This is a genomic window from Conyzicola lurida (genome assembly GCF_014204935.1).
GTDB lineage: Bacteria > Actinomycetota > Actinomycetes > Actinomycetales > Microbacteriaceae > Conyzicola > Conyzicola lurida.
On the sequence record NZ_JACHMJ010000001.1, the window covers coordinates 3141554 to 3160022 of the forward strand.

17 protein-coding genes and 2 tRNA genes are annotated in these 18469 nt (G+C 67.7%); 7 read left to right on the forward strand and 12 right to left on the reverse strand.

Annotation, left to right across the window (positions count from 1 at the left end; genetic code table 11):
* The first annotated feature begins 6 nt into the window (after nucleotides 1-6).
* Both solA and HD599_RS15325 read left to right on the forward strand, forming a co-directional pair.
* Nucleotides 7-1164, forward strand: coding sequence for an N-methyl-L-tryptophan oxidase (gene solA / locus HD599_RS15320; RefSeq protein ID WP_184239135.1), 1158 nt, complete (start codon nucleotides 7-9; stop codon nucleotides 1162-1164).
* Nucleotides 1165-1175: 11 nt separating this feature from the next.
* Nucleotides 1176-2201 carry an ornithine cyclodeaminase gene (locus tag HD599_RS15325; protein WP_184239137.1) on the forward strand — a complete coding sequence of 342 codons (1026 nt, stop codon included), beginning with the start codon at nucleotides 1176-1178 and terminating at the stop codon, nucleotides 2199-2201.
* A gap of 90 nt (nucleotides 2202-2291) precedes the next feature.
* Here the strand turns inward: HD599_RS15325 and HD599_RS15330 are convergent, their stop codons facing one another.
* Nucleotides 2292-2546, reverse strand: coding sequence for a hypothetical protein (locus tag HD599_RS15330; protein WP_184239139.1), 255 nt, complete (start codon nucleotides 2544-2546; stop codon nucleotides 2292-2294).
* Nucleotides 2547-2808: 262 nt separating this feature from the next.
* On the opposite strand from HD599_RS15330, the gene HD599_RS15335 reads away from it, so the two are divergent.
* Together HD599_RS15335 and HD599_RS15340 are read left to right on the forward strand one after the other, a co-directional pair.
* Entirely contained in the window at nucleotides 2809-4143 is a 1335-nt protein-coding gene (locus tag HD599_RS15335; RefSeq protein WP_343062103.1) for an alpha-amylase family protein, read from the forward strand.
* A gap of 168 nt (nucleotides 4144-4311) precedes the next feature.
* Nucleotides 4312-4602, forward strand: coding sequence for a hypothetical protein (locus HD599_RS15340; RefSeq protein WP_184239143.1), 291 nt, complete (start codon nucleotides 4312-4314; stop codon nucleotides 4600-4602).
* 24 nt (nucleotides 4603-4626) lie between these two features.
* On the opposite strand, the gene HD599_RS15345 is transcribed toward HD599_RS15340, so the two are convergent.
* The 8 genes from HD599_RS15345 to serS form a co-directional block, all read right to left on the reverse strand.
* Nucleotides 4627-5466, reverse strand: coding sequence for an SDR family oxidoreductase (locus tag HD599_RS15345; protein WP_184239145.1), 840 nt, complete (start codon nucleotides 5464-5466; stop codon nucleotides 4627-4629).
* A 109-nt stretch (nucleotides 5467-5575) separates the two neighbouring features.
* The gene (locus HD599_RS15350; protein WP_184239148.1) at nucleotides 5576-6010 is read right to left on the reverse strand and encodes an Hsp20/alpha crystallin family protein; all 435 of its coding nucleotides are present in this window, start codon (nucleotides 6008-6010) and stop codon (nucleotides 5576-5578) included.
* Nucleotides 6011-6383: 373 nt separating this feature from the next.
* Nucleotides 6384-6472 (reverse strand) — tRNA-Ser (locus HD599_RS15355).
* A 66-nt stretch (nucleotides 6473-6538) separates the two neighbouring features.
* On the reverse strand, nucleotides 6539-7750 hold the full coding sequence (locus HD599_RS15360; protein WP_184239150.1) for an LCP family protein: 1212 nt from the start codon (nucleotides 7748-7750) through the stop codon (nucleotides 6539-6541).
* 57 nt (nucleotides 7751-7807) lie between these two features.
* Entirely contained in the window at nucleotides 7808-9037 is a 1230-nt protein-coding gene (locus tag HD599_RS15365; protein ID WP_184239152.1) for an LCP family protein, read from the reverse strand.
* A 42-nt stretch (nucleotides 9038-9079) separates the two neighbouring features.
* A tRNA-Ser gene (locus tag HD599_RS15370) sits at nucleotides 9080-9164 on the reverse strand.
* A 77-nt stretch (nucleotides 9165-9241) separates the two neighbouring features.
* Nucleotides 9242-10060 carry an HAD family hydrolase gene (locus HD599_RS15375; protein ID WP_184239155.1) on the reverse strand — a complete coding sequence of 273 codons (819 nt, stop codon included), beginning with the start codon at nucleotides 10058-10060 and terminating at the stop codon, nucleotides 9242-9244.
* The gene (gene serS, locus HD599_RS15380; protein WP_184239157.1) at nucleotides 10060-11325 is read right to left on the reverse strand and encodes a serine--tRNA ligase; all 1266 of its coding nucleotides are present in this window, start codon (nucleotides 11323-11325) and stop codon (nucleotides 10060-10062) included. The genes HD599_RS15375 and serS overlap by 1 nt, the downstream gene beginning before the upstream one ends.
* 63 nt (nucleotides 11326-11388) lie before the next feature.
* On the opposite strand from serS, the gene HD599_RS15385 reads away from it, so the two are divergent.
* Nucleotides 11389-12381, forward strand: coding sequence for a diacylglycerol kinase family protein (locus HD599_RS15385; RefSeq protein WP_184239159.1), 993 nt, complete (start codon nucleotides 11389-11391; stop codon nucleotides 12379-12381).
* A gap of 56 nt (nucleotides 12382-12437) precedes the next feature.
* Here the strand turns inward: HD599_RS15385 and pheA are convergent, their stop codons facing one another.
* Nucleotides 12438-13385: a prephenate dehydratase gene (pheA, locus tag HD599_RS15390; RefSeq protein ID WP_184239161.1), complete on the reverse strand. Its 948-nt coding sequence runs from the start codon at nucleotides 13383-13385 to the stop codon at nucleotides 12438-12440.
* A 128-nt stretch (nucleotides 13386-13513) separates the two neighbouring features.
* Between pheA and pgm the strand changes: the two genes are divergently transcribed.
* Nucleotides 13514-15133, forward strand: a complete 1620-nt coding sequence (gene pgm, locus HD599_RS15395; RefSeq protein ID WP_184239163.1) for a phosphoglucomutase (alpha-D-glucose-1,6-bisphosphate-dependent) — start codon at nucleotides 13514-13516, stop codon at nucleotides 15131-15133.
* A 29-nt stretch (nucleotides 15134-15162) separates the two neighbouring features.
* On the opposite strand, the gene HD599_RS15400 is transcribed toward pgm, so the two are convergent.
* Together HD599_RS15400 and HD599_RS15405 are read right to left on the reverse strand one after the other, a co-directional pair.
* Complete coding sequence (locus HD599_RS15400; protein WP_184239165.1) at nucleotides 15163-15465, reverse strand: DUF1905 domain-containing protein; 303 nt, start codon at nucleotides 15463-15465, stop codon at nucleotides 15163-15165.
* Between the two features lie 4 nt (nucleotides 15466-15469).
* The gene (locus tag HD599_RS15405) at nucleotides 15470-16372 is read right to left on the reverse strand and encodes an amidase domain-containing protein (RefSeq protein ID WP_184239167.1); all 903 of its coding nucleotides are present in this window, start codon (nucleotides 16370-16372) and stop codon (nucleotides 15470-15472) included.
* Nucleotides 16373-16531: 159 nt separating this feature from the next.
* Between HD599_RS15405 and HD599_RS15410 the strand changes: the two genes are divergently transcribed.
* Entirely contained in the window at nucleotides 16532-18304 is a 1773-nt protein-coding gene (locus HD599_RS15410) for an MDR family MFS transporter (protein ID WP_184239170.1), read from the forward strand.
* The last annotated feature ends 165 nt before the right edge of the window (nucleotides 18305-18469 follow it).

Here is an 18469-nt window from a genome sequence, read left to right on the forward strand (position 1 = left end):
AGCACCATGGAGACATTCGACGTTGCCGTCATCGGAATGGGTGCGCTCGGCAGCGCCGCCGCGTACCACCTCGCCCGCAAGGGTGTCAGTGTCGTCGCGTTCGAACAGTTCGAGCTCGGCCACGTGCGCGGGGCGTCGCACGACACCTCGCGCATCCTGCGCACGTCGTACGGCGCACCACAGTACGTGCGGCTCGCGCAGTCGGCGTACAAGGACTGGGCCGACTTCGAGGAGGTCGCCGGCGAGACGTTCGTCACCGTCACGGGCGGGCTGATCTTCATCCCGACCGACGGCCCCTACGCGTCCTCCGACTTCACCACGAGCCTCGACGCCGAAGGGGTGCCCTACGAGCTGCTCTCCCCCGCCGACGTGCACGCCCGCTGGCCGCAGTTCACCCTGCCCGAGAACGTCGAGACGGTCTACACCGCCGACACGGGCATCGTCCCGGCTTCGCGCTCCGTCGCCGCGTTGCAGCTGCACGCGCGGTTCAACGGCGCGGTGATCCGCGACCGCACGGCCGTGGAGCGTCTCACGCCCGACGACGCCGGTGTCGTCATCCACACCTCGACGGGCGACGTGCGCGCGGGCAAGGTCGTGCTGGCCACCGACGCGTGGACCAACACCCTGCTCGAACCGCTCGGGGCCGCCATCCCGCTCGAAATCATGCAGGAGCAGGTCACCTACTTCAAGCCGGCCGCGCCCGACGACTACGCCCGCGAGGTCTTCCCGGTGTGGATCTGGGAGGACGAGTTCTGCTACTACGGCTTCCCCACCTACGGCGAGCCGACGATCAAGGCGGCGCGCGACAAGTCCGACAACCTGATGTCGCCCGCCGACCGCACCTACGTGCCCTCGCCCGAGCTACTCGAACAGCTCAGCGGATTTATGGCGGCGACAATCCCGGGCAGCGGCGAGGTGTTGCGTACGGTGACCTGCCAGTACGCGATCACCCCCGACCGCAACTTCGTGCTCGGCCCGCTCGACGAGTACCCCGACATCATCGTCGCGCTCGGCGCCGGCCACGCGTTCAAGTTCACCCCCGCGATCGGGCGCATCCTCGCCGAGCTCGCGGTCGACGGCGACACGAGCGACGACATCTCCACGTTCCGACCGCCGTCGCGCACCGGCGCGCCGGCGGCATCCCCGTTTCCCGCCTCGTTCTAAGGAAAAGAATCATGACAGCATTCGTCGACGTCGGGAACATGGTGCGCTGGGTAGCGAGCCGCGGTGCCGGCACCATCATCCGCGAGATGGCCGAGTACCTCGACGAGGACTTCCGTCGCTGGCAGTCGTTCGACAAGAGCGAGCGCGTGGCGAATCACACCCCGTTCGGCGTGATCGAGCTCATGCCCATCAGCGACCCCGAGCTCTACGCCTTCAAGTACGTGAACGGGCACCCGTTCAACCCTTCGCGCGGCTACCAGACGGTGACCGCGTTCGGCGTGCTCGCAGACGTGCACAACGGGTACCCGGTGTTCCTGGCCGAGATGACCGTTCTCACGGCGCTGCGCACGGCCGCGACATCCGCCCTCATCGCCCGGGCACTCGCCCGGCCCGACGCTCGGGTCATGGCCATGATCGGCGCGGGCAGCCAGTCGGAGTTCCAGGCCATCGCCTTCCGCGAGCTGCTCGGCATCACGCGCCTGCGCATCTGGGACACCGACCCGTCCAGCATCGAGAAGTTCGTGCGCAACCTCAGCGCGCTCGGCTTCGAGATCGAGGTGGCGACGAGCGGAGCCGACGCCGTGCGCGGCGCCGACATCATCACCACCTGTACCGCCGACAAGGCGAACGCGGTCGTGCTCGCCGACGCCGACGTCGTGCCCGGCGTGCACATCAACGCGATCGGCGGCGACTGCCCGGGTAAAACCGAGCTCGACCCCGCGATCCTCGACCGGTCGACGGTGTTCGTGGAGTACCCGCCGCAGACCCGGATCGAGGGCGAGATCCAGCAGATGGATGCCGCATTCCCCGTGACCGAGGTCTGGGGTGTACTCGCGGGCCAGACCCCCGGCCGCGTCTCGGCCGAGCAGGTGACCGTGTTCGACTCCGTGGGGTTCGCGCTCGAGGACTTCTCGGCGCTGCGCTACGTGCGCGACCAGACCGACGGCACGCGGTTCTCGACGTGGCTCGACCTCGTCGCCGGCCCCGAGAACCCGAAGGACCTGTTCGGCTTCTCGACGAACGTGCTGGTGAGCTGAGGCGGGGTCGGGGCCTCGTGATCGGCGGCGAAATGCTCTTCCGGCCTGCGCGGAAGAGCATTTCGCCGCCGATAAGAGCTGTTCAGCCGGCTAGCTCGCGGTGAACTTCGCGATCGCGGCGGTCGCGGCGGTGTCGCTCACCCCGAGGCCGGTGAGCAGGGCGTGGGCCGGCGCGGAATCTCCGCGCACCAGCGCGCCGTACGCGGAGTCCGCCTCGCTCGCGACCGCCGGGGTCAGCTCGCCCCTGATGCCGAGCTGGTCGGCGAGCTGCTGCGCGGTGTCCACGCCGAACGCGCTCCGCAGGTTCGCCGGAAGGCGATAGGTCGAGTACGGGCCAAGTTCCATGGTGCTGTTCCTTTGGTCGGTGGCCACCGGCGGGCCGTCCGAGCTCGACCCTAGGCGACGATGGCGGCGCAGTCGTGGGGTGGACACCCGCCCGAAGCCGTGCAAACCGCTGCATATCGGCGGCGAAATGCGCTTCCCGGCCGCGCGGAAGAGCATTGTGCCGCTGACAAGGGCTGCGATGGCCGGGGCGGCCTCGCATCGTGGAGAGTTAGGCTTCCCCGACGCATTCCCCGCGACATCTACGACTTCGGAGGGCCTGACCGTGAGCACCGACTGGACCGACCACGTGATCTGGTGGCACACCTACCCGTTGGGCTTCGTCGGCGCCCCGATCCACGTCGAGCAGCGCGACGGCGCCGTCGCCCACCGCCTGGGCGCGATGGAGCCGTGGCTCGACCACATCGTCGAGCTCGGCCTGAACGGCCTCATCCTCGGCCCGGTCTTCGCGTCGACCAGCCACGGCTACGACACCCTCGACCACTTCGCGATCGACGACCGCCTCGGCGACGAGTCCGACCTCGTTCACCTCGTCGACACCGCGAGGGAGAAGGGCGTGCGGGTCCTGCTCGACGGCGTCTTCAATCACGTCGGACGGCAGCACCCGTGGTTCCTCGACGTCGAGGCGAACGGTCCCGACTCGCCGCACGCCGGGCTCTTCCGCATCGACTGGCAGGGCTGGACGCCGGGCGACCCCGTGAAGTCCGACGTGTTCGAGGGTCACGACATCCTCGTCGCCCTCGACCACGAATCGGCGCAGGTGGAGGACCTCGTCGTCGACGTCATGACCTACTGGCTCGACCGTGGCATCGACGGGTGGCGTCTCGACGCCGCCTACTCCGTGCCGCCCGCTTTCTGGGCGCGCGTGCTGCCGCGCGTGCGCGAGCGGCACCCCGACGCGTGGTTCACGGGCGAGGTCATCCACGGCGCCGACGTCGACTTCGTCGCGCGGTCGACGATCGACTCGCTCACCCAGTACGAACTGTGGCAGGGCATCTGGCACGGCATCGCCGACGGCAACCTGTTCGAACTCGGCCACGCCATAGGACGCCACAACACCCTGCTCGCCGAGTACGTGCCCTCGACCTTCGTCGGCAACCACGACGTCACCCGCATCGCCTCGGCTATCGGGGCCGACCGGGTCGGCCACGCCGTCGCCGTGCTCTTCACCGTCGCCGGTGTGCCGTCGGTCTACGCCGGCGACGAGTTCGGCTGGGAAGCGGTCAAGGAACAGCGCATCGGCGGCGACGACGCCATCAGACCCGCCTTCCCCGCCCGGCCGCCCCTCGACGCCGAGCTCGACGAACCGTCGGCCGCCCTGCTGCACACGCACCGCCAGCTGATCGGCGTGCGCCGCCGTCACCCCTGGCTCGTACGCGCACACTCCGATGTGGTGGATGTCGCGAACGGGACTCTCATCGTGCGTACCGCGGTCGGCGCAGACGCCGTCATCACCGCGCTCAACATCTCGGACGCCGAACTGCGCGTCCCCGGCACTGCCGCGAACGAGCTGGTCGCCGGCGACGCGGCGCTCGACGGCGACCACATCGTCGTCCCGGCGGGCGGTTGGGCGGTCGTCAGCACCGAGCGGAGCGCCTAGCCCGCCCGCGGATCCCGCGTCGGGGCGACATCCGCCCGCAGTATTTGTTTTCTCGGTGGGATTGCGCCCCATGCCGCCGGGGCGAAGGATGGACGCGTACAAGTGTTGTCCAGGAGTCTCGGGGGAGACGGTTCCCGGCGGCGCGATCTGAGAAATGAGGGGTATCTGATGAGTACGCAGAAAATCCGGGTCGGCAACAAGCGGTTCATCCTGTCGCCGTCGCAAGACCTCGGCGATCTCAAACGGAAGATCGTCGACGCGGTGCTCGCCGGCGGGGCTTTCGTGCCGCTGCTCGCCGCCGGCGACGAGTTCGTGAGCGTTCTGGTGACGCCACACTCCGTCGTGTACATCGAGGAGGCCGAGGGCTACTCCGACAGGGTCGGCGAGCCGGGCGAGTTCGTGTCCGCCGGGTTCGGTCCCGACGAGCCGCTCGCCCTGTACGAGGCGCTGCGCGTGTAGCCCTCGACAACCGCGGGATCTGTCTCAGAGCAGCGGGCGCCCGCCCGTCACGGCGATGACCGCGCCCGTCGTGTAGCTGGACTCGTCGGAGGCGAGCATCACGTACGCGGAGGCGAGCTCTGCGGGCTGGCCGGCCCGGCCGAGGGGCGTGTCGGTACCGAACGACTCGACCTTCTCGGGCGGCATGGTCGCGGGGATCAGCGGCGTCCAGATCGGTCCGGGCGCGACGACATTGGCCCGGATGCCGCGGGGGCCGAGCAACTGCGCGAGCGACGTGGTCAGGTTCGTGATCGCCGCTTTGGTGGCCGCGTACGGCAGCAGCTGAGGCGTCGGACTGTCGGCCTGAATCGAGGATGTCGCGATGATCGACGCCCCGCTCTCCAGGTGCGGCTCCGCGGCCTTCGCGAGGTGGAAGTAGGCGCTGAGGTTGGTCGCCAGCGTGTGGTCCCACTCGGCGTCGTCGATCTCGGCGAGGTTCTCGTGGGTGCGCTGGAACGCGGCGTTGTGCACGAGCACGTCGAGGCGGCCGAACCGCTCGATCGCGACATCCACGAGCCGTCGGCATTCGGCGGGGTCGGAGAGGTCACCGCGCACCAGGACGGCCGTACGGCCTGCCTCTTCGACCCAGCGGCGGGTCTCCTCGGCGTCGGCGTCCTCTTCGAGATAGCCGATCACCACGTCGGCGCCCTCCCGCGCGAACGCGATGGCTACGGCCCGCCCGATGCCGCTGTCGGCGCCCGTGATGATCGTGGTCTTGCCGAGCAGCTTGCCCGACCCGCGGTACGAGTCCTCGCCGTGGTCGGGACGGGGCGTGAGCTCGTCGGTCAGGCCGGGGGCTTCGATCTGCTGTGCGGGTATCGACATGGAGGTCTCCCATTTCGTTCGGTGGTCGGCTTCCTGTCTAGCCCGGGACACGGTTCGGGGCCAGCCCCAGAGGAGCTGGCCCCGATTCCGCCTGAACCGTGTAGGGCGATCAGGTGGTGAGCGTCGGCTGGTTCTCCGAACCGCTGGCCTGCGTGGCGATCTCGATCTTGCGCGGCTTCGCCTTCTCGCTCACCGGCACGATCACGCTCAGCACGCCGTTGTCGTAGTGGGCGCTGATCCGGTCGCGGTCGATGCCGACCCCGAGGCTGAACTGGCGCAGGTAGCTGCCGTACGGGCGCTCCTGCGAGAGCCACTTCGCGCCGTCGGGCTGGGCCGCCGTGCGCTGCGCGCGGATGGTGAGCAGCTGGCCGTCGACGTCCACGTCGACCGACCCGGGATCGATGCCCGGCAGGTCGGCGGCGAGCACGTACTGGTCGCCGTTGCGATACAGATCGACGGGCATCAGCCGCGGTCCACGCCGCAGCTGGAGCAGGTTGTCGGCGACGCGGTCCAGTTCGCTGAAAGGATCAAACGACATGTCCATAATGAGGATTCCCCTTCCGTTGAGGCGAGCCCTGATTGGCTCGACAACAATTTTTTAGCACTCTCAGGCCGAGAGTGCCAAGTGGGATTTCTGGGAGTTCGCCGAGAGCGCACGGCCGCCGTAATCCCCCTTCGCGCTCCGGTGTCGTTGTGCCCTCAACGTCGAGCTGATGCGTTCGGTACCCGGATCGGTGGGAAGGATCGTGGAAGGGAACACCGCGACCGTACCTCAACGTGGCGCGGCAATGGTGTCGTCGCACCGACCGCGGTATGGGCTGGCCTGAGAGAGCGCTCGTGTAGGCGCCGTGGACGAGGCGGCTATCCCAGACACACAAAAACCCGCTAGATCGAGAGGATCTAGCGGGCTTGAAGTGCGGAGACGGAGGGATTTGAACCCTCGGTACCCGTTAGGGTACTCCACCTTAGCAGGGTGGTGCACTAGGCCGAACTATGCGACGTCTCCCTAGTTGTTCGTCAGCAATCATAGCCAATTCCCGCCGGCAGTTTGTGCGCGCCCGCGGAAAGGGCCCTATTGGGCGATCGAACAGGTCGAGTCGGCGGCGGTCTGCCCACGCAGGTCGAGCTCGTCGAGGGGCTCGGCGGTCGCGGCATCCGACGTCTCGGGAACGGCGGTCGGATCGGCGGTCGCGCCTTCGCCGTCGCCCCCGGCCGGCAGCGAGAAGGGCTCGTCGGCGAGGATCTTCGCAAAGAGCTCGCTGGCCTGCGCCTCGACCGGCTGGACCTTGCCCGCGTAGACGCCGGTACCGCCCGTGGTGCTCGGGTACTGCACGAACGAGAAGCGGTCGAGCGGGATGTCCCTGAGCGCGAGCGCGATCGATGCGAGCGTGTCGAGCTGGGCGAAATTGGACGACAGGGTCATCGACGAGGTCGCAGCCCGGGCCAGGTTGTACACCTTCACCGGGTCGCCGAGGGTGTCGCTGCTCTTGATCGTGCGCAGCAGCGACGACAGGAACACCTGCTGCGAGCTGATGCGCGTGAGGTCGCTGCCGTCGCCGACGCCGTGACGCGAGCGCAGGAACGCCAGCGCCTGCTCGCCGGAAAGGGTGTAGGTGCCCGCCTCGGGCAGCACGAGCCCCGAGTACTTGTCGTCGATCGGACCGCTCACGCAGACCGGCACACCGCCGATCGCGTTCGACATGGCGACGACGCCGCTGAATTTGATAAGACCGGCATATTGGATGTCGAGTCCCGTGAGTTCCTCGACGGTGAGCACGGTGCACGGCAGTCCGCCGTACGACAGGCTGACGTTGATCGGCTGTGCGGACATCGCGGAGTAGCTGCCGCTGCCGTCGGCTTCGGGGCAGGACGGGATCCGCACGACCATGTCGCGGGGGATGCTCACCGCGACCGCGTTGGTCTGGTCTTCCGACACGTGCAAGAGCATCGTGACGTCGTTCAGCTCGGCCGAGCCGCGGCCGGCGCAGCCCGACCCGTCTTCGCAGACGTCGCTGCCGACGATGAGGATGTTGAAGCCGCCCTCGATCGCGCCGATCGCCGGCGCTTCGCCCGACTCCTGCCCGGCGAGCTCGACCGTGTCGATTTCGTCGCTCACCTGGGCCGCGACGATCGCCACGATCGACGCCGACGCGACGAGCATGACGGCGACGGCCGCCGCGATGAACTTCACGACCGTCGACCAGCCGCGCGGATGCTTCAACCGTCCGTGGCGCGCGATGGTGCTGGGCGATTGACTCTGAGGCCCCTCGTCGAGTTCATTCATGATGACTCCCGTCGGTGCGTGGTGGCGCAGCGGACTGCGCCCATTGTGCCGGATCGCCTAGTTATTGGCGACCGAGCATGTGTAGTCGGCGGCCGTCTGGCCGGTGATGTCGAGAACGGCGAGCGGGTCGACGGCCGGGTCCGCGGTGGCCGTCGGGTCGACGACCTCGACCGGTGCGTTCGGGTCGACCTCGGAACCGCGGTCGTCGCCGACGTTCGCCAGGGCGAACGGGGTGTCGGCGGCGATCAGGGCGAAGAGCTCGTCGGCCTTGGCCGTCACGGGGGCGACCTTGCCGGTGTAGACGCCGCCCACACCCGTGGTGCCGGGGTACTGCACGAAGGTGACCGATGCGAGCGGGATGTCCTTGAGCGCGAGACCGATCGAGACCAGGGTGTCGAGGCTGGAGAAGTTCTGCGACAGGGTCATCGACTGCGTCGCGGCCTGCGCGAGGTTGTAGAGCTTGAGCGGGTCGCCGAGGGTCTCGCTGCTCTTCAGCGTGCGCACGAGCGAGGAGAGGTAGACCTGCTGCGAGCTGATGCGCGTGAGGTCGCTGCCGTCGCCGACGCCGTGACGCGTGCGGAGGAAGTTGAGGGCGTCCTGACCGCTCATCGTGTACGTTCCCGCGGCGTCGATCTTGAGCCCGGTGTACTTGTCGTCGATCGGTCCGTTGACGCAGACCGGCACGCCGCCCACGGCGTCGCCCATCTTGATGACGCCGTTGAAGGTGATGAGGCCGGCGAACTGGATGTCGAGGCCGGTGAGCGCCTCGACCGTGAGGACGGTGCAGGGAAGTCCGCCGTAGTAGAGCGTCTCGTTGATGGGGCGGGCCGACATGGCCGAGTTGTTGCCCGAGCCGTCTTCGCGCGGGCACGAGGGGATCGGCACGACGAGGTCGCGCGGGAAGCTCACCGCGACGGCGTTGGTCTGGTCTTCCGAGACGTGCAGGAGCATGGTGACGTCGTTGAGCGTGGCGGTGCGGTCCTCGCACCCGCCTTCCTTCTCACACTGGTCGCTGCCGACGATGAGGATGTTGAATCCGCCCTCGTAGGCGCCGATGCTGGGCGGAGGCCCCTCGGTCTCGCCGACGAGGGTGACGGTGGTGACCTGGTCGCTGATCTGGTTGACGACGATGGCGGCGACGGAGGCCCCGCTGACGAGGACGACGACGAGCGCCGCCCCGACGATCTTGAGGATTGTCGCCCAGGGTCCGCTTTTCTTCAGCTGTCCGTGACGAGCGATGCCGGCGACCGTTGCAGACCTGTTTGATCGTGGACGAAGCTCACTCATCGCGGACCCTTTCGGTAGTGGAACGTGGTGAAGTCGAAACAGCGGAGGGCGTGGGATTCGAACCCACGAATGCTTTCACATCACCAGTTTTCAAGACTGGCTCCATCGGCCGCTCGGACAGCCCTCCAGGCAAATCAAGTCCCGAGTGTATCCGATGGCCGACGCGCAACCCTGAATATCGGCCCCTACCGGGTGAAAGGGGGGTTAGAACGAGGCCAGAACCCGCGCGACACCGTCGTTGATGTCTGTTTCGGTCGACTCGTTCGCGGCGGCGACCACCTCGGCCGGCGCCTGCCCCATAGCGACTCCGCGACCCTCGGCGGAGGCCCACTCGAGCATGTCGACATCGTTACGCCCGTCTCCGATCGCCAGCACTCGCGAACGCGGGACGCCGAGCAGCCCGCGTACGCGTTCGAGCGCTGTCGACTTGTTCACGCCGTCGGGAGCGATGTCGAGCCAGGCGGTCCAGCCCACGTTGTAGCTGACCTTGTGGAGACCCATGCGTTCGACGACGGAGAGGAAATCCTCGATGTCGTGCTCGGGCGAGATGACGACGACGCGGGTGGCGTCGTGCTCGAGCAGCTCGTCGAACTCGACCTTCTGGCTGCTCGCCCCGAGAGTGCCGTCGGGGAAGAACCCGGTGAAGCGGTACAGGCCGGTCTCGTCTTCGACGGCGTAGTGCGCCGCTTCGAGGTTGGCCTTGATGGTGGTGAGCACCTCGCCGGGGTTGAACGTTTCGACGAAGTGGCGTGCGTAGCCGGTCGGCGCGTCGGCGTCGCGCTTGAGCGTGATCGCTCCGTTGGAGCAGACCAGGTAGTCGGGAGTGATGCCGAGGCGGTCGAGCACCGGCAGCGTCATCGCGACCGAGCGGCCGGTCGCCAGCATGACCTCGTGGCCGAGACCGCTGACGCGCAGGATCTGCTCGGCCACGCTGTCGCTGAGGGTGCCGTCCTCGTGCAACACCGTTCCGTCGATGTCGAGGGCGATCAGCCAGCGCTCGGCGTCCGTCGACCCGGCGCTCATCAGGCGACCGGCTCGAAGATCTCGAGTCCGCCGAGGTACGGGCGCAGCGCCTCGGGCACGACGACGGATCCGTCGGCCTTCTGGTGCGTCTCGAGGATCGCGACGAGCCAGCGCGTGGTGGCGAGGGTGCCGTTCAGGGTCGAGACCGGCGAGGTCTTGCCCGTCTCGCCGCGGTAGCGGATGTCGAGACGGCGCGCCTGGTACGTGGTGCAGTTGCTGGTCGAGGTGAGCTCGCGGTAGGTGCCCTGGGTCGGAACCCACGCTTCGATGTCGAACTTGCGGGCGGCGCTCGAGCCGAGGTCGCCGGCGGCCACGTCGATCACGCGGTAGCTGAGACCGCAGGCCTGCAGCATCGACTCCTGGTAGCCGACGAGCTTCTCGTGCTCGGCCTCGGCGAGGTCGGGGTGCACGTACGAGAACATCTCCAGCTTGTTGAATTGGTGCACCCGCAGGATGCCGCGATTGTCCTTGCCCGCGGAACCGGCCTCGCGGCGGTAGCAGGTGCTCCACCCGGCGTAGCGCAGCGGCCCGTCGCTCAGATCGAGGATCTCGTCGGAGTGATACCCGGCGAGCGCGACCTCGCTCGTTCCGGTCAGGTACAGGTCGTCGGCCGGAAGGTAGTAGATCTCGTCGGCGTGCTCGCCGAGGAACCCGGTGCCGGCCATGATCTCGGGGCGCACCAGCGTCGGCGTAATAAGAGGCACGAAGTCTTCGGCGAGCGCCTTGTCGAGCGCCATGTTCATCAGGGCCAGCTCGAGGCGGGCACCGACCCCGCGCAGGAAGTAGAAGCGGCTGCCGCTCACCTTGGTACCGCGGGTGATGTCGATCGCCTTGAGCATCTCACCCAGCTCGGCGTGGTCGCGCGGTTCGAAGTCGAACGTCGCCCTCTCCCCCACCTCGCGAAGGGTGACGAAGTTCTCCTCGCCCCCCGAGGGCACGCCGTCGATGATGGGGTTCTGGATGGCGCCGACGATGCGGGCGAACTCTGCCTCGGCGTCGGTCGACACCTGCTGGGCCGCTTTGACGCGGGCCGCGAGTTCCTGGGCTTGGGCCACGAGGGCACGCTTCTCGTCCTTGGGCGCCTGGGCGACCGTCTTACCGAACGCGTTCTGCTCGGCACGCAGGCTCTCGAACTCGCCGATGGACGTGCGGCGTCGCGAATCGGCGGCGATCGCGTCATCCACGAGGGAAACGGACGAACCGCGTGCCTCCTGCGAACGTCGGAGGATTTCGGGGCTGTCGCGCAGAATCTGTGGGTCAATCACCCGATCAGTCTACTTTGGAGCGCATTCGGGCGACCGCGTCTGCCGTGCATTAGCGTTGCCCCCGTGGCGACACCGAAAAATACGCATCCCCAGCTAGCCGCCGTCGTCTACAACCCCATCAAGGTCGACATCCTCGCCCTCAAGACTTCCGTCGCGCGCGCCGCCGAAGAAGCCGGCTGGCAGCACCCGCTCTGGTTCGAAACCAGCGTCGAGGATGCCGGACAGGGTGTCACCGCGGAGGCGATCCGCCTGGGTGCGCGGCTCGTGCTCGCGGCAGGCGGAGACGGCACCGTGCGTGCCGTGGCCGAGGGCCTGCGCGACACCGGCGTGGCGATGGCGCTGCTCCCCTCCGGTACCGGCAACCTGCTGGCCCGCAACATCGACGTGCCGTTCACCGACCTCGATACGACCGTCGACATCGCCTTCAACGGCGTCGACCGTCAGATCGACCTCGGTCTCGCCTCGATCGTGCGCGAGGACGGCGACCGCGAAGAACACGTCTTCCTCGTGATGGCGGGCCTCGGGCTCGACGCCAAGATGATCGCCAACACCAACAGCAAGCTCAAGAAGGCGGTGGGCTGGCTGGCCTACGTCGACGCCGGCCTGCGCTCGCTGCCCGAGATCAAGCCGGTGAAACTGCGTGTGAGCATCGACGGCTCGCCGGAACGCAAGGTCAGCGTGCACACGATCATCATCGGCAACTGCGGCAAGCTGCCCGGCGGCATCCTGCTTTTGCCCGATGCCCACCCGGATGACGGCATCCTCGACTTCGTCGCACTACGCCCCCGGGGGCCGTTCGGCTGGGTGAAGATCTGGAACAAGGTCGCGTGGGAGAACGGGGTGCTGCGCAAGAGTGCTCTCGGCCGTCGCATCATCGACCTGTCGCGCGACGTCAAGGACGTCACCTACCTGACCGGACGCGACCTGCGAATGACTGTCGACGAGCCGCAGCAATTCCAACTCGACGGCGACGAGTTCGGCGAGGCCAAGTCGGTACACGCCTGGGTCGACCCCGGCGCCCTCCTGGTGCGGGTCCCCGCCCACAAGGCGGGTTGAGCCCGTCGAAACCCCCAGCGGGTTGAGCCCGTCGAAACCCAGCGGGAGCGACCTACTCAATCGCCGGGAGTGATGAGCCCGTCGAGCCATTCCCGCGCCGCCGTGAAGCTGTCGTCTTCGTACCGCTGCGACACCTCGATCTCGAGTTTGTCGGCGCGGGGATAGCTGCCGAGGAAGATCACGTTCGGGCTGAAACGCTTGAGACCGAGCAGGGCGTCGGCGACGCGCTCGTCGAGGATGTGCCCGTCGAGGTCGATGTTGAAGCGGTACCGTCCCAGCGCGTCCCCGATGGGGCGCGACTCGATCAGGCTCATGTTCACCCCGCGGGTGGCGAACTGCTCGAGCATCTCGAGCAGGCGCCCGGCCTTGTCGTCGGGGAGCTCCGCGATGATGCTCGTCTTGTCGGCGCCGGTCCGTGGCGGAACCGCGACCGTGCGGCTCACCAGCACGAACCGGGTGACCGCGTTCGGGTTGTCGCCGATACCGTCGGCCAACACCTCGAGGTCGTAGTGCTTCGTGATTCCGGGAGGCGCGACTGCCGCGTTCGCGTGGTCGTGCGTGAGCAGGTTGGCGGCGGCCGCGACGTTCGAGCTCGCCGGGATGTGTCCGTGGCCGGGCAGGTTCTTGTCGAGCCAGAGGTGCGTCTGCCCGTAGGCGACCGGGTGGGCGTTCACGACGGTGACATCGGCGAGCGTCGTGCCGGGGCGCGCGACGAGGACGAAATTCACCGAGACGAGGTACTCGCCGATGATGCGCAGGTCGGGGATCGTCGCGAGCGCATCTTGCGTGGCACTGACCCCGCCCTCGATCGAGTTCTCGATCGCGATCATCGCGGCGGTGCTGCGTCCGGCGACGACGTCGGCGAGCGCTTCGCCCACGTTGTTGACCGACCGCCAGTGCTTTCCCGCGGCTTCCGGAACCTGCGCCAGAGCGGCCTCGGTAAACGTGCCGGCCGGGCCCAGATAGCTGTAGGTCTCGTGCGGGGGCGTGGCGTCGGCGGGCATGCTGTCGAGTTTAGGGCGTGGGATCGAGGGGTGCGGCGACGGCGATGAGGCCAAGCAGACCGACTCAGCCGAGCGGATGCCGAGGGCAAGGGCTTCGCAGACCCGACGGATGCTGGGAAGATGAAGCCATGACAACTCGCGCCGGGCAGCCCGCCCAGGAAACCGATCTCATCAACGTCGAAGAACTCGTCGCCGCGTACTACGAGAAGGTGCCAGACGTCACCAATCCCGACCAGAAGGTGGTGTTCGGCACCAGCGGGCACCGCGGCTCGAGCTTCGACTCCGCGTTCAACGAGACGCACATCGCCGCGATCACGCAGGCGATCGTCGACTACCGCACCGAGCAGGGCATCACCGGCCCGCTGTTCATCGGCAAGGACACGCACGGCCTGAGCCGCCCCGCCGAGACCACCGCGCTCGAGGTCCTCGCCGCCAACAACGTGCGCGCACTCGTCGACGAGTTCGACGACTACGTGCCGACGCCGGCGCTCAGCCTCGCGATCATCGTCTACAACGCCACGGGACACGACGACCAGGCCGACGGCATCGTCATCACCCCGAGTCACAACCCGCCCCGCGACGGCGGCTTCAAGTACAACCCGCCGCACGGCGGACCGGCCGACAGCGACGCCACGAGCTGGATCGCCGACCGCGCCAACGAGCTGATCGCGAACGAGCTGCGCGACGTCAAGCGCGCCGAGCCGACCGCCGTCGAGACCTACGACTACCGCGGCGCCTACGTCGCCGACCTGGCCAACATCATCGACTTCGACGCGATCCGCGCGGCCGGCCTGCACATCGGCGCCGACCCGCTCGGTGGAGCGAGCGTCAACTACTGGAAGCTGATCGCCGAGCAGTACGACCTCGACCTCACCGTCGTCAACCCGCGGGTCGATCCGCAGTGGGGCTTTATGACGCTCGACTGGGACGAGAAGATCCGCATGGATCCGTCATCCCCCTCGGTCATGGCGTCGGTTCTCGCCTACCAGCACGACTACGACATCGTCACCGGCAACGACGCGGACGCCGACCGCCACGGCATCGTCACCCCCGACGGCGGCCTGATGAACCCGAACCACTACCTCGCCGTCGCGGTGCAGTACCTGTACACGCACCGTCCCGAATGGCGAGAGGATGCCGCGATCGGCAAGACCCTCGTCTCGAGCACCATGATCGACCGGGTCGCCGAGTCGCTCGGCCGACGACTCTGGGAGGTGCCGGTCGGCTTCAAGTGGTTCGTTCCCGGCCTGATCGACGGATCCGTCGCGTTCGGCGGTGAAGAGAGCGCCGGCGCGAGCTTCCTGCGCAAGGACGGCACGTCGTGGACGACCGACAAGGACGGCATCCTGCTGGCGCTGCTGGCGAGCGAGATCCGCGCTGTGACCGGCAAGAGCCCGTCGGCGCTGTACGCCGAGCTCGTCGAGCAGTTCGGCGACCCCGTCTACCAGCGCGTCGACGCCGTCGCGACGAAGGCCCAGAAGGCGGCGCTCGGCAAGCTCAACGGATCGGCCATCAGCGCCGAGACGCTCGCGGGCGACCCGATCATCGCGCGCCTGTCGGAGGCGCCCGGCAACGGCGCGGCCGTCGGCGGGGTCAAGGTCGTCACCGAGAAGGCCTGGTTCGCGGCCCGCCCGAGCGGTACCGAAGACGTCTACAAGATCTACGCCGAGTCCTTCGTGGGCGAGGAGCACCTCAAGCAGGTGCAGGCCGAGGCGAAGGAGATCGTCGACGCCGCGCTGGGCGGTTGAGCATTAGTGGGTGCGCGCCGGAGGCGGCGCTACTCGACCACCGACAGCCCGATCGTCACCGCGTCGCCGACACCGACTCCGGCCTTGGTGCGCACGGCCTTCTTGATCGGCAGAACGTAGGCGCCGCGGTCGACGCCGGGGAAGATCGACGTCGACCACTCGGACGAGCCGAGCCGCACGCGCACCTTCACCGCACCGAACCCTGACGGTGGGCGCGGCTGGTCCGCGATCTCGTCGGAGACGTCCTCGGGCAGGCTCGCGAACACCCACAGCTCCTTGCGCGCGGTCCACGCCCAGAGCGTCGACTCGAACTCGTAGCTCTCGCCCGGCATCGCCTTACGGGACCTTCCAGAACCAGGCGAGGGCGCCGGGGTGGTCGACCGTGATCGTGGTGTCGAAGTCGCGCCAGTTGCTGTCGAGGTTATGGCCCACCATGAGGATCTGCTGCACACCGTCGACCACCCGGATGTCCGACACGATCTGGATGTGGTCGGCGCTGTCGTTGTCGTTCCAGTCGAAGACCACGATGTCGCCTACCTCGACCTGGTCGCGCTGGTCGACCGTGAGCCGGGTGAAGCCGAGCTCGGGGCTGGCCAGCAGGTAGTTCTCGAAGCTCGGGGTGTAGATCCAGCTGCCCGAGTACTTGGTCGGCGAGGTGAAGTTCCACCCCGAGGTCTGCGCGATGCCGCGGGCGATGAGCGTCTGGCTGACGAAGTTCATGCAGTCGCCGCCGACGGAATTGAACTCCCCGTAGGTCGCGAGGTTGTAGGTGTCGGTCGACCAGTGCTGGAACGCGTACTGCAGCTGCGCGTCGACGGGCGTGAGCACCGCGCGCTCGTAGGTCAACGGTGCGGCAGAGGCCACCTCGACGGTGTCGGCGTAGACGTGCACGTCCTCGATGGTCGGCACGTACTCCGCGGCCACGGGAACCGCGGCCGTCACCTGGGTATCGCTGACCACCGTGACATCCGTCGCCCCCACGCCCGCGAACGTGACACGGGTCACGTCGCTCAGGTTCTCCCCGGTGATCGTGACGATGCCGCCCGAGACCAGCGACCCGCTGGTGGGCTCGATCCCCTGCACGCTTGCGGTCTGCTCGACGGCGGCGGGGGGCGAATCCGCCGGTTCGGCGCCGGTCGCGCAACCGCTGAACAGCACGGCGGCGGCGGCGAGCAGAGCCACCGCCCCGGTGCGGGATCGAAGCGGACGCGGGTGGCGGAGTATGGGGCGCATAGACATGACCAGACAATTATCGTCCGCCACCCTGTGAAGCTTGCGGAGACCTTGCCGTCGGTGTAACTTTGCACCTCACGCAATATTTACCCCGCCGTCGGATGCGTTCCGCGGCGGCGTTGTCGTTAACACCCCCACAACCACCCCCGATACTCACGAGGTTCCATGTCACGCGTTGACTCCAAGGGCAAGCAGCAGGCCCAGGCGATCAAGGATGTCGGCGGCGTTATGACGCACCGCCAGATCCTGTTCGTCATCTTCGGCCTCATGGCCGGTATGTTCCTGTCGTCTCTCGACCAGACCATCGTCTCCACGTCGATGCGCACGATCGCCGACGACCTCGACGGGCTCAGCCAGCAGGTCTGGGTGACCACGGCGTACCTGATCCTCGCGACGATCTCCACGCCGATCTACGGCAAGCTCAGCGACATCTTCGGTCGCCGCCCGCTGTTCATCATCGCGATCAGCATCTTCCTCGTCGGGTCCATCGCGGCCGGCTTCGCGAGCTCGATGTACGAACTCGCGGCCTTCCGTGCGATCCAGGGCCTCGGCGCGGGCGGGCTGATGGCCCTGCCGTTGGCCATCATGGGCGACATCCTCGCCCCTCGTGAACGAGCCAAGTACCAGGGCTACTTCCTCGCCGTCTTCGGCGTCTCCAGCGTGGTCGGCCCGCTCATCGGCGGACTGTTCGCCGGCACCCCCGAGATCCTGTTCGTGACCGGATGGCGCTGGGTGTTCCTGATCAACATCCCGATCGGCATCGCGGCCCTCGCGATCGTCATCCGCTTCCTGCACATCCCGCACGAGCGCCGCAGCGTGCGCATCGACTGGTGGGGCGCGACCACGATCATCGTCGGCCTCGTGCCGCTGCTGCTCGTCGCCGAGCAGGGCCGCGAGTGGGGCTGGGGCTCGCTCGGCGCCATCTCCTGCTACGTGATCGGCGTACTCGGCCTCGCCGCGTTCGTGCTCAGCGAGAAGCTCATGGGCGACGACGCGCTCATCCCGCTCAAGCTGTTCAAGAGCCACACCTTCTCGATGGCGACCGTCCTCGGCGTGCTCGTCGGCTTCGGCATGTTCGGCGCCATGATGACGCTGCCGCTCTACCTCCAGGTGGTCAACGGCGCGACGCCGACCGAGAGCGGCTTCCTCATGCTGCCGATGATCCTCGGTCTGATGATCTCGTCGATCGTGAGCGGCCAGCTGATCGCCCGCACCGGCAAGTACCAGTACTTCCCGCGCTTCGGAACGGCGTTCCTCGCCGTCGGCTTCTTCGTCTTCACCTTCGCGAGCGTCGACAAGCCCGTCTGGTTCATGATGATCGGCATGCTGTTCACGGGCCTCGGCCTCGGCCAGCTTATGCAGACTCTGACGCTCGCCAGCCAGAACTCGGTGGGCCCGCGCGACATCGGCGTGGCCACGAGCGCTTCGACGTTCTTCCGCCAGATCGGCGGCACCGTCGGCACCGCCGTCATCTTCTCGGTGCTGTTCACGCGCTGGCCGCTCAACATCACGGCGGCGTTCGACTCGGCATCGGTCAAGGCCGGAATCGCCGAGGCGACCGCCGACCCCGCCGTGCTCGCGGATCCCGCCAACAAGACGATCCTCGAGCTGCTGAACGGCGGCGGCAACGCCTCAGAGGCCATCAGTGGCGACACCTCGTTCCTCAACACGAGCGACCCGCGTCTCGCCGCGCCATTCCTCGAGGGCTTCTCCAACTCGGCCGTCTCGGTCTTCTGGATCGCCCTGTGCGTCGTGCTCGTCGCCTTCGTGCTGAGCTTCTTCCTCAAGGCGCCGCCCTTGCGTGCCAAGTCGGCCCTTCAAGAGAACGCGGATGACGCGGCCGCCGCCGTCGCCGCCGAATCCGGTGTCGCAGCCGAGGCCGAGACGCCGAACGTGGCCGTCGCACCCCAGCGGAAGTCGGAATCGCCGCTCGGCTAGAAACTCGCGAAAAATTCTTACGCGACACCTGCAGCCCGGTCTCCCCCGTATTTCTGGGGGCTGACCGGGCTGTAAGCGTTTGCGGTCTCGAAATCGCGTGAGAGCGCTCTCACGCACCGGTTGACAGTCGTGATCTCACACACATAGGGTGATGCCCGATCCCGT

Excerpts from the sequence above, each read along its gene's own strand:
- HD599_RS15375 (WP_184239155.1), bottom strand. The coding sequence starts at position 10,060 with ATGAGCGCCGGGTCGACGGACGCCGAGCGCTGGCTGATCGCCCTCGAC.
- pgm (WP_184239163.1), top strand. The coding sequence starts at position 13,514 with ATGACAACTCGCGCCGGGCAGCCCGCCCAGGAAACCGATCTCATCAAC.
- HD599_RS15350 (WP_184239148.1), bottom strand. The coding sequence starts at position 6,010 with ATGGACATGTCGTTTGATCCTTTCAGCGAACTGGACCGCGTCGCCGAC.
- solA (WP_184239135.1), top strand. The coding sequence starts at position 7 with ATGGAGACATTCGACGTTGCCGTCATCGGAATGGGTGCGCTCGGCAGC.
- pheA (WP_184239161.1), bottom strand. The coding sequence starts at position 13,385 with ATGCCCGCCGACGCCACGCCCCCGCACGAGACCTACAGCTATCTGGGC.
- HD599_RS15340 (WP_184239143.1), top strand. The coding sequence starts at position 4,312 with ATGAGTACGCAGAAAATCCGGGTCGGCAACAAGCGGTTCATCCTGTCG.
- HD599_RS15405 (WP_184239167.1), bottom strand. The coding sequence starts at position 16,372 with ATGTCTATGCGCCCCATACTCCGCCACCCGCGTCCGCTTCGATCCCGC.
- HD599_RS15365 (WP_184239152.1), bottom strand. The coding sequence starts at position 9,037 with ATGAGTGAGCTTCGTCCACGATCAAACAGGTCTGCAACGGTCGCCGGC.
- HD599_RS15345 (WP_184239145.1), bottom strand. The coding sequence starts at position 5,466 with ATGTCGATACCCGCACAGCAGATCGAAGCCCCCGGCCTGACCGACGAG.
- HD599_RS15325 (WP_184239137.1), top strand. The coding sequence starts at position 1,176 with ATGACAGCATTCGTCGACGTCGGGAACATGGTGCGCTGGGTAGCGAGC.
- HD599_RS15400 (WP_184239165.1), bottom strand. The coding sequence starts at position 15,465 with ATGCCGGGCGAGAGCTACGAGTTCGAGTCGACGCTCTGGGCGTGGACC.
- HD599_RS15410 (WP_184239170.1), top strand. The coding sequence starts at position 16,532 with ATGTCACGCGTTGACTCCAAGGGCAAGCAGCAGGCCCAGGCGATCAAG.
- HD599_RS15330 (WP_184239139.1), bottom strand. The coding sequence starts at position 2,546 with ATGGAACTTGGCCCGTACTCGACCTATCGCCTTCCGGCGAACCTGCGG.
- HD599_RS15360 (WP_184239150.1), bottom strand. The coding sequence starts at position 7,750 with ATGAATGAACTCGACGAGGGGCCTCAGAGTCAATCGCCCAGCACCATC.